Origin of the sequence: Undibacterium sp. SXout20W (genome assembly GCF_049340285.1) — a bacterium.
Taxonomy (GTDB): domain Bacteria; phylum Pseudomonadota; class Gammaproteobacteria; order Burkholderiales; family Burkholderiaceae_D; genus Undibacterium.
The window spans coordinates 38,082-48,247 of sequence record NZ_JBMPPH010000033.1 but is presented as its reverse complement, the minus strand read 5'-3'; the positions used below and the strand labels follow the sequence as shown (position 1 = coordinate 48,247).

7 protein-coding genes and 3 pseudogenes are annotated in these 10,166 nt (G+C 46.0%); 3 read left to right on the top strand and 7 right to left on the bottom strand.

All coding sequences use genetic code 11. The annotated features are described in order from the left end of the window. Nucleotides 1-120 (top strand): annotated as a pseudogene (locus ACO0K1_RS15200) (IS30 family transposase); the annotation flags it as partial. Here ACO0K1_RS15200 and ACO0K1_RS15195 read toward each other — a convergent pair. The 7 genes and pseudogenes from ACO0K1_RS15195 to ACO0K1_RS15165 all read right to left on the bottom strand — a co-directional run. Further along, nucleotides 83-922: pseudogene (locus ACO0K1_RS15195) on the bottom strand (bifunctional aspartate transaminase/aspartate 4-decarboxylase); the annotation flags it as partial. The pseudogenes ACO0K1_RS15200 and ACO0K1_RS15195 overlap by 38 nt on opposite strands. Nucleotides 923-1,015: 93 nt before the next feature. Next, nucleotides 1,016-2,704 carry an aspartate-alanine antiporter gene (gene aspT / locus ACO0K1_RS15190; protein WP_423027185.1) on the bottom strand — a complete coding sequence of 563 codons (1,689 nt, stop codon included), beginning with the start codon at nucleotides 2,702-2,704 and terminating at the stop codon, nucleotides 1,016-1,018. Between the two features lie 66 nt (nucleotides 2,705-2,770). Then, a complete protein-coding gene (locus ACO0K1_RS15185) occupies nucleotides 2,771-3,490 on the bottom strand; it encodes a hypothetical protein (RefSeq protein WP_423027190.1) in 720 nt (239 codons plus the stop codon). A 447-nt stretch (nucleotides 3,491-3,937) separates the two neighbouring features. Beyond that, nucleotides 3,938-4,462, bottom strand: a pseudogene (locus ACO0K1_RS15180) (aspartate-alanine antiporter); the annotation flags it as partial. Nucleotides 4,463-4,771: 309 nt separating this feature from the next. Continuing rightward, nucleotides 4,772-6,394 carry a Dyp-type peroxidase gene (locus ACO0K1_RS15175; RefSeq protein ID WP_423027183.1) on the bottom strand — a complete coding sequence of 541 codons (1,623 nt, stop codon included), beginning with the start codon at nucleotides 6,392-6,394 and terminating at the stop codon, nucleotides 4,772-4,774. Between the two features lie 36 nt (nucleotides 6,395-6,430). Continuing rightward, nucleotides 6,431-7,132, bottom strand: coding sequence for a hypothetical protein (locus ACO0K1_RS15170; protein ID WP_423027181.1), 702 nt, complete (start codon nucleotides 7,130-7,132; stop codon nucleotides 6,431-6,433). Further along, nucleotides 7,125-7,793, bottom strand: a complete 669-nt coding sequence (locus ACO0K1_RS15165; RefSeq protein WP_423027179.1) for a hypothetical protein — start codon at nucleotides 7,791-7,793, stop codon at nucleotides 7,125-7,127. The genes ACO0K1_RS15170 and ACO0K1_RS15165 overlap by 8 nt, the downstream gene beginning before the upstream one ends. A gap of 616 nt (nucleotides 7,794-8,409) precedes the next feature. Here ACO0K1_RS15165 and ACO0K1_RS15160 point away from each other — a divergent pair. Both ACO0K1_RS15160 and ACO0K1_RS15155 read left to right on the top strand, forming a co-directional pair. Beyond that, the gene (locus ACO0K1_RS15160; RefSeq protein ID WP_423027177.1) at nucleotides 8,410-9,102 is read left to right on the top strand and encodes an aspartate/glutamate racemase family protein; all 693 of its coding nucleotides are present in this window, start codon (nucleotides 8,410-8,412) and stop codon (nucleotides 9,100-9,102) included. Between the two features lie 146 nt (nucleotides 9,103-9,248). Then, nucleotides 9,249-10,118: an alpha/beta hydrolase family protein gene (locus ACO0K1_RS15155; RefSeq protein ID WP_423027175.1), complete on the top strand. Its 870-nt coding sequence runs from the start codon at nucleotides 9,249-9,251 to the stop codon at nucleotides 10,116-10,118. Nucleotides 10,119-10,166: the final 48 nt, after the last annotated feature.

The following is a 10,166-nucleotide window of genomic DNA, read 5'->3' as shown; positions in this document are numbered from 1 at the left end:
TTATGGGCGATGAACAGCTTAAATCATCGTCCCAGAAAATGTCTCGGCTTCAAAACGCCGCACCAAGTATTTATGAAGCAGTTACAATCGCATCAACATGTGGTTGCACTTCGAAATTGAATCCGCCCAGTGTTTCATCATCGATTTTGACGGAAGGTGGATTGCTTGGATTGACCAGGAAAAATGCTTTAACTTTCGGATCAAGTAATTTATCCAACTCTTTTTTGCTGAACTGCCAGTTGTTTTCTTGTGGCGAATCGATCATCAATTCGACCAGGTTGTAGTCATTAAGAAGTGGGATTTCAATGTAAGGCGTAAAAATAGGCATACCCAAGGCAATGGTATCGCCTTCATTGATCAAATGATTTGCCTTGAGACTTGCAAATAAGTACGTCATCGCTGCCGTGCCACCTTCGACCGCATACATATCAAAGTTGCCGATGAACGGATGTTCGCCAACCATTTCACGATGGATATATTGGGCAACGACTTTTTCGCTGAGGCGCAACATGCGGTCAGGCACAGGATAATTACAAGCTAAAATAGCCTCACACATTTCGTAAATGAAATCACCGGCCGATAAGCCGAGTTGATCACGTACATAAGATACTGCGGCCTCAATAAATTTGACGCCTGGTGTCCCGGCATGATTTTTTACGAAAATTTCAAACCGAGCTTCGATGCCATCACGTTGTGGAAAACCACCAACATCTTTCATATAAACGTAAGAACGTTCGGCCTCGGTCATGGCAAACAGACCGAACTGGAAAAAACCATGGCGTGGTGTGGTGGCTAAAAAATTTGGATTGCCGCGACCTGCATTGAGCATCATCTGATTGCTTTTCTTTGCGGTCTGGATCAATGCATCTTTGAGTTCAAAGGGGCTTAATAATGCGAGTTTATCGGGATTGCTAAAGTCCATGTTTATTACTCCTTTTGGTGAAAGTGAATCTAAATCGTGAACAACTTTGTGCAAAAATTTTTACTTAATTAAAGCGAGATGAACCTCAAAAACTTAAACCAGAGCGACAATCAAGGGCCCCAATAACGTCAGGAACACATTGGCGAGGGCATAAGTAATTGCGAATGGCACCGTCGGAATCGAATTTTCTGCTTTGTCCAATACTTCACCGAACGCAGGATTGGCGCTTCTCGAACCACTTAAGGCGCCAGCGAATATTGCCGTGTTGTCATAACGGAGTACATAACGTCCGATGAGCATAGTCAGAACCAAAGGCAAGATCGTGACAACGACGCCAATCAGGAATAAGGAAATGCCATGCTCTTTGACGGTTTCAACGGCTTGTAAACCTGAAGAGAGGCCAACCACAGTCACGAAGCCAGCTAAACCTAAGTCTTTCAGAATCTGCACCGCACCGGTTGGCATGGCGCCAAAAGATTGATGTTTTGCGCGGAACCAACCAAACAACAGGCCTGATAACAACGCGCCGCCGCCGCTACCTAAAGTGAGTGGAATGGAACCAATTTTTGCAGTCAGCAAGCCCACAGCTAAACCAACTACCAGACCAGCACCCATATATACAAAGTCGGTTTTCTCGGTTGGTACCAAGAGATAACCAGCGACATTCGCGACACGTTTAACATCTTGCTCTGAACCATAAATGCTTACCACATCGCCAGTCTGTACGACGGTATCCGCTAGTACAGGCAGTAATTTACCCATGCGACTAATTTGCACAACGTATACCCCATGGCTCACATCGCCTGCTGTCTTGCTGCGAATTTGAGCAACAGATTGGTTATGAAATGCTTGATTGGTCACAACAACGTCTTTACGTTGCATGGTCAATTCCATCCCGTCGACGGCATACAATTCGGTACCCAGTTCAGTGGCAACCTCGACCATGGCAGCGCGGCGACCGACCACTAAAACGATGTCATCATTTTCTAATACTAAATGTGGATTGATTTCAATAAATTGCTTATTGCGGAGTAATCGCTCTACCGTTAAGGTCACATCGGGTTTGGTCTGTTCTAATGCTGCGATGGTTTTGCCGTTGGCTTGATTGATTTGGTAAATGCGACCTACCAAATCTGGCGCTGCCATTTGTTGTCCAGGGGCCAGTACCTGCACACCTTGTTGCATCGCTGCCTCAGCTTTTACCGCATCTTCTTTAATGCTCCGTCCCATAAGTTTTGGCAACATATTGACGCAAACAATAATGGCACCGAAGGAACCAAAGACGTAAGTCACCGCATAGCCAACCGCAACATTACCTTGAAGTCGGGTCACTTCATCGGCAGATAATCCTAATTTGGCAATCGCGTCACTGGCTGTTCCAATGATGGCAGATTGTGTCAAACCACCCGCCGCAACGCCAGCGGCAAGGCCTTTGTCCAGCCCGAAAATTTTGGCCATGATTACGATAGTTGCCAATGCGGTGACTGCCAGAACAACAGCAAGAATAATTTCCCGGATCGACTGTTTTCCGAGCGAGTTAAAAAACTGTGGTCCGCTCTCATAACCAACAGCATAAATAAACAAGGCAAACAAAACAGATTTCACGCCAGCATCCACGTGCACGCCAACTTGACTAACAACGACGGCAACGAGCAAAGAACCTGCTACGCCGCCAAGTTGGAATTTTCCAAACTTAATCTTTCCAAGGTAATAGCCAACTGCGAGAGACAAAAATAAAGCAATCTCGGGAGATTTGGCAAACAAGTTATGCAAACTTTCCATATAGAGCACCTTCCTTTGTTGTTGATCGCAGCACGACTGACCGCGGCAAAAAATAGATTTGTTTTATCAAGACGTATGTCGCAGCATTCCTGTTAAACCAACGATGAGCGGCCCCATTAGTGGCAATACAATATTCGATACAGCATAGGTAATGGTGTAACCAAGGAGTGGCGTTGAATTGCCGGCTACGGTCTGTATCGCGCTGACGGCCGGGGTGCTGCATTGCTGTCCGGCGATAGCGCCGAGTAAAACAGGGGCTTTCAAACGGAGTACAAAGTGGCCAACAGCAAGAGAAACACACGCAGGAGTGACCGTAATGACGATGCCGATCAAGGGTAAGGATAAGCCATATTGACGTATGAGAACGATTGCCTGGGGTCCCGCGGATAATCCTACGCAAGCGATAAAACCAGCGAGGCCCAGGTCTTTGAGTATAGATAGTGCGGACTCTGGTATGCCAGCGATTTCCGGGCGTTTGCTTTGTACCCAACCAAACAGTAAGCCACTTAGTAACGCGCCACCGCCAGTGCCTAGCGAAAATGGAATACTGCCAATCTTGACGCTTAAGGTACCAACAGCAATTCCTGTCAAAATACCTAACGCCGCAAAGCTGATATTCGATTTATCGGTGTAGCGTATGCGTGTACCAAGCCGTGCAATTGCAGCACGCGATGCGGCTTCATCATACAAATTACTGATTGAAAGTTGCAACACATCGTGTAGTTGCAAATGTAAATCTGGAAAGGCTGGAAGCTTGTGTGAACCTCTGCTAACCCCGATTAGCATAATCCCCGCCGGAAGATTTAATTCCGCAACACTGCTGTTATCTACATCTTTGTTGCGTAATACAACATCGTAACGCTGTAATAAGACGTTAAAATTTTTTCCATCGACAAATTCTTCACCCAATAGCGCCGCCTTTTCAGAAAGTACCCGCTGGAGCCCAGTCACTAAAATTTCATCTCCAGCTTGTATATCGAGTGTGGGATCGAGTTGTAAAAATTGGCCGTGTCGGCGTAATTTGATGATGTTTGCGTGCTTGCCTAACTGTGCTTGCAAGGTCATCAAATTTTGACCATTCGTTTGTATTCTGTAGCTACGACCTACAACGTCGGGAACCGCTGATTCGGCATCACCAGCGATTTCCTGACCGCCCATTTCTTGCCACAATAATTGTGCTTCATGACGCAAGTTGATTCTTAAGAGCAACGGAAAAATCTGACTCGTGATAATCACAATAGTGATCAGGCCAAAAATATAAGTGATTGAGTAGGCCGTGACGACATTGGACTGTAATTGCCTGATGTCTGCGGCGGGTAAAGCGAGTTTAGAAAGTGCGTCGGTTGCAGTACCGACTACGGCGGATTCAGTTGCCGCACCTGCGAGAATTCCCGCTGCCGTACCTTGGTCGAGTTGAAGCCAATATGTTACCGCCATCACCAGGCTAAGTACTACCACGACTTCAATCAGGCATAAGAGTGCGAGGCGCAATCCTTTGGCATTCAGGTTAGCAAAAAACTATGGACCGCCAGCGTATCCAAGCGCAAAAATGAATAAAACAAAGAATACATTTTTGATGCCAGGAGCAAGTACGACGTTCGCCTGACCTAATAGCAAAGCGATGATCAGCGTACCGCACACACCGCCCAGTTGAATAGCCCCAAACTTAATTTGTCCGATTGCATACCCGGCCGCCAGCGCCAGGAATAATGCAATCAAAGGTTCTTGTTGTAACAATTGCACAAACAAACTTTGCATGCCTCATTCACCTAAATAATTCAGATCGTGAGGAGCCAATCCAAGCACTTCACATCTATTGTCTGACAACTCTTTTTAAAAAAAATGAGATACGAATTAGATACGGAAATGACGATGATTTTTTTATTGTTTCTATTTTTTGGAAAGCGTCTGTCTGAAAGATACCATACCAGTTTCTAAACGCAAAAAATATTTTTAAGTATGGATTAGAGGAAATAGTACATGAAATAAATCTTTTTTTCATGCACTATTGAAGGAAGAAAATTAATTGTTAGAGTAATACCACTTGATAATCTTGATAGGGTAAGGTCAGGTTGGATCTATCACACCACGCGCTATCATACGTAACGCAGTCAAGCTCGGGATGAAGAAATATTCGCCGCCGCGGGTTTCAACGAAACGCGGAATTTTTGATAACAGATAAGGTACATCGTCGCTGGTCGGCTCGACTTGCAGCACGGCTTTGCTGGCAAAACGGGGATCACTGCTGTGGTTGCCAAGGATGATTTCTTTGTCATTACCCGCCTTGAAATCGTTGCCATAATTGATCCACTGTTGTTGTACAAATTCAAATTGGCGGTTGATGTCGGCGTTTAACATCATAATAATAATGCCGTGATTGCCATCGTCGCGGCTGCGGTCTTTGACTCCGCCGTAAGGTAAACCCCGGCGCAGAATTCGACGTCGATTACTTAATGCACCAGGGGTGTCAAATGCACCGGCAATCGTTTTAAGCGAACCGGGTACATCGCCAGGATCACGTCCCATTTGTAATGATGCACGGGGATTGATGCGGCGCAGATGTGCACTGAAAGGACACTTAGCGCCACTCATATCGGCGTCGTAGGTAAAATCGCTCAACATGCGATCCTGTTGTTCTGGTGTCGCCTGTGCAAATTTTTCGTCAAATTTTTGTTTGCTGGCGAGGTCTGGCGCACTCACCAACGGTGCACCATTGTCGCGCCAGCGGCCGACAAATTTTGCAGCCAATAATTCTTCCTCACCCGGGAATTTTTTGCCTTCTTGTTTTAGGTATTTGTCAAAGCTAGCCACGTTCTCATGCAACTTTCGATACACCATATAGGTGCCATTGCGAGCTAATAAAATGGGACGAGGTGCAGGTGGATATTCATGTGCTTCGTCGATATGGCCAAGTAAGAATTCTCCAGTCGCCAACGGCGCCCAACTACCATCTGCCATTTGCTTGCCACGTCCACGTACGCGGTCTTCGTCATATGGCACGCCCTCAAACACAGGATCGCCAATACCGTCGGTATAACCGAAATGCTCTTTGGCTGTGGGTAAGCCATTTTCCATGACAACTTTAACGTCTTGATAATCTAGTAAAGCACCGTCGTCGCCCCGGTTGCCGCCCAGGATCACCACACCATTTTCGCTTTTCTTTACTTTTTCGGTGAGCCAGGCATAAGCTTGTTCCAGGAAAACATCACACTGTGCCATTGATGTATGAATGCCAGTTAAACCGGGTTCTGTCGATGGCGGTGCCAAAGCATTGAGGGAAATAAAAATATGCACATCTTTATCACGCGTCTCGCGGTTTTCGCGCCAGATTGGATCCCAATGTTCTGGGGAACTCGGGCCATCATCACCAAGAATATCTTTGCGGTGTTTCATACCTTCAACAAATTCTGGCGAGAAACCGATCAACGATGCACGCGGTATTTCCAACTCTTTTAAACCTTGGTAAGTAAATGCAATATTCACAGCCCATGCTGGCGGCGGTAAATCTTCAGGGCCTTTCCCCCACGTCACTGCGGTGGTGACCCGCTGCGTGATGGCATCGACAAATTCACGCGCCCGCTTCGCGTTGCGGATATTTAAGAAAACATAGCGTGCTTTCGGATAGCCGAAGCGGCCATAAGCGCGCAAGATATGTCCTTGAATATCTAACAGATCAAGTTGTTTGGTCATGAAAGGCTTTCATTAATTAGCGTATCTGTTGATGAATCAGAGCCGATATTGACCTGGTTGCCAGCTTGGCGATTGCAGATCATTGAGCTGAGTGCGCACCATAAAGGCACGATAATTGGCACGGATAGCCGCGGCGCTTAAACCTTGATTTTCCAATGCGAATTTAGTGAACTCCTGTTTCATGTACAAGGCTTTTAATTGTTCCGCTAATGGTTGATCCGTCGATCCATTAAAAAACAAGGAGGTCGTGCGCTGACATTTTTTCATGTAGGCAATAAATTCATCCGCATGGTGAACGTTTTCAAAGCCGTAGCAGTTATCCCAGATATCGTGAATCCGCCCATTAATTGCTTCCCACATGCCCCGTAGATACGCATCCGGCGTGCCATCAGGGCCAGCATAAAAATTGCAGCAAAAAACCAGATAGCGCGAGTGCAGACGGTCTTGTGTTGGTATCACATTACGGCGCAGGTTATCCGGCACGATTGGCAGAATATCAGACCAGGTATCGGGCATGCTGCCACCAGGTAACGATTCAGTGACGACATCATCAAGCACATAAAAACGACACAAATAAGTATTTGGAACGAGTGCCATCGGACTGTTGATTTCACTATTCCATGCTTGTAACTTATTGCGTACGAAGTCTGCAAAGGAGATTTCGGCACCAGGAACATGGCCGTTTTTGATCGGTGAAAGAATCGATAAACCGTAGGCGTTACCGCTACTATTAGCCATGATTTTTCTCCTCATTTAGCTGGCAGGCATGCCAGTTTTCACGTCGTTCAACTTGATACGCAGACATACTGATAATTGGCGTTGGATGCATTGCCCCTAAATCGTGCTGTAAGCCACGCAGCAGACCGTGGTAACGTTTTAAAAATTCCTCGTCGCTGCCGTCTTCAACGGTCTTGTTAAAGTCGCTGAGCCTGTCTTTTACCGTTTTAGCTGACTTCACATCGTTGGAGGTCGCGAGGGGATAAGCGTTGTAGTAATGGATCGTTTCAAGCTGGTTGTATTGAATGTAATTATGAAACGGCGTCAATGCGACAGATTTCGAATAACGGACATTCCATTTCCAGAACAAATCCAAACCGCCTGGAATCGCAAACGTGAACGAATCGACGTATTGATCCCAACTGCCATTGAAGTTACTGAAGAACAGCATGTACGAATATTTGAGCTTTTCTTTTGGCTGCTCTGGTGACAGATGAGGGAATTGGTTTCTGCCGATAATGACCCAGCGCGCATAGTGGATCAGTGAGAGCGTCATTAAGCCATTGAGTGTGCTGGGACGTTTTAAGGCGACCCAAAAGAAGAGTTTATTTACCCAGGCGGTGTACCAACGCACTGGGGTGATGACATTCATGGCATAGGCTTTGCCAGCAATATTGGACATGCATAAGCTCCCAAAAACGATCTAGATGAGGCCGACAGGATGACTTTGCGATGATAAAGTCATGGCATTTTAGAATAGCATATTGCTAACTAATACGCTCTCGTTTTATGAGTTGGGTCTGTGGCTTCGTTGAAACAAATTGTGTTTTTTATGAAACAAAATCAAAGAAGGGAGAGCGCAAAATAGTTTTGCTATTTTGCGCTTCCTTAATTTTTTCCATTTAGCAGGATGGCGCAGGGTTACTTGCTTTAATGCATCTCGACTTTCTTTCCCTCCGTTATTTTTTTGATGCATCACAACACAATTCAGATTTCCGTTGAATGCTATTTTTAAGGGAGGAAACTAATATTTGCCGATTGATTTGTCGGTATCACGTTGATCATCAATATCGTCGTAGCGATGACAGCGTTGAGTATTTTTGAATCGTACTGCCGAAGTTACCGTGCTACGGCGCAAAATTTCCTTTCATCCTTGTCTGTGCTAAATCGCTGCCGTGCTATTACGATGAAGACTTGTTTCGAGCGTGATTATTTTTTGACGAATAATAAAGTTAACAATATTTTCCATTACAACCAAGTCGCAGTGTGATTGAATACATAGAACAAGGGAGTTACTTTTGAAAACGATAGGCCTCATCGGTGGTATGAGTTGGGAATCGACGATCCCGTATTACCGTCAGATCAATCAACACGTCAAAGCAACATTAGGTGGTTTGCATTCAGCAAAAATTATTTTGCTGAGTGTAGATTTTCACGAGATTGAGCGCTTACAACATCAGGGTGACTGGGCAGCCGCTGGTGCCATGATGGCCGATGCTGCCACTACGCTAGAAAATGCACACGCTGATTTTCTCGTTTTGTGTACTAATACCATGCACAAAGTCGCTCCCGCGATGGAAGCGGCCGTAGCGATTCCGTTACTGCATATTGCTGACCCGACTGCGCAGGGGATAAAGCGAGCAGGTTACAAGAAGGTTGGCTTGTTAGGCACCAAATTTACGATGGAGCAAAGTTTTTATCGGGATCGCTTGATTGAACAGCATGGCTTGGATGTCGTGATACCGACGCCGACTGAGCGAGAGTTGATTCATCGCATCATTTATGAAGAATTATGTTTAGGGGTCGTTTTGCCAGAATCACGCCAAACATATCGCGCTGTGATAGCGAATTTAGCGCAACAAGGTGCCGAGGCAATTATTCTTGGTTGTACAGAAATTTCACTATTAGTACGTCCCGAGGATGTCGATTTGCCTCTGTTCGATACGACGGCGCTGCATGCGCTGGCAGCGGCGGAAATGGCTCTTTCGTAAGCAGATCTCGCCAGTGTTTTACTCACCTGAAGGCAACCTGTAATTTGCCAGTGGGGGAGTATCTCTATAAATAGGTGATTTTCACTTATCAATGCAATGATGTCTATATATACAGATAGGGAGTATATGCGAACAAAGGAAAAGCGATGTCAGCAAAGTGGCGAAAAATTATTCTTATAGCCGGTATTGCAACCTGTTCAATCACATCAGCGGCGGACAGGGTTAGTTTGCAACGAGCAGACGGAAAAATTTTGCCAGCGCTGGTCTACGCGCCATCTCATGCATGCCAGGGTATTGCCATCATCTCACATGGCGCAGGAGGTTCAGAGCTTGGCTATGGGTATCTGGCGCGTTTTATGGCCTCACAGGATTATCTGACGGTGGTACCCGGACATCAGGAAAGTGGTTTGGGTGCTTTGCAAAAGAGTGGAACAGGACAAGGTAATCGTGATGCCTTGATGAATTTAGTCGCCAATAAATCCGCTTACACGGCACGCTTGATGGATATTAGCGCAGCGCGTCAATGGGCGGCACCGCGTTGCAATGGAAAAGCGGCGATATTGCTAGGACACTCGATGGGAGCGGCTACCGTGATGATGGTAGCGGGTGCCGAAAACTACATGGGAATCGATGATAACCAACGCAAAGTCCTGCAATTGGATAGCGTTTTTGATCGCTATGTTGCACTTTCTCCGCAAGGCAAAGGCGTAATTTTTCCACATCATGCATGGTCGGGTATTCAACGCCCGGTGTTGATGATGACGGGGACAAAAGATGATAGTTTAGGTGGTGGTTCCTGGAAAAAGCGTACCGAGGCATTTGCTGATATGCCAGTTGGCTGTAAGTGGTTGGGTGTCATTGATGGTGCTACCCACATGAATTTTGCCGGGTACGATTTGTCATCTCAAAATGCGGCAAATATCACACAAACGATGACGGCATTTTTGCGAGCTACACCAGAGAAATCGTGTCAAGCTCCAGCGCCGACAATCGGCCTGAGTTTGAGTGCAAAATGATTACATCGGTTTTTTTTTGGCTTATGCTAAAACGTAAAGGTAGAGCGG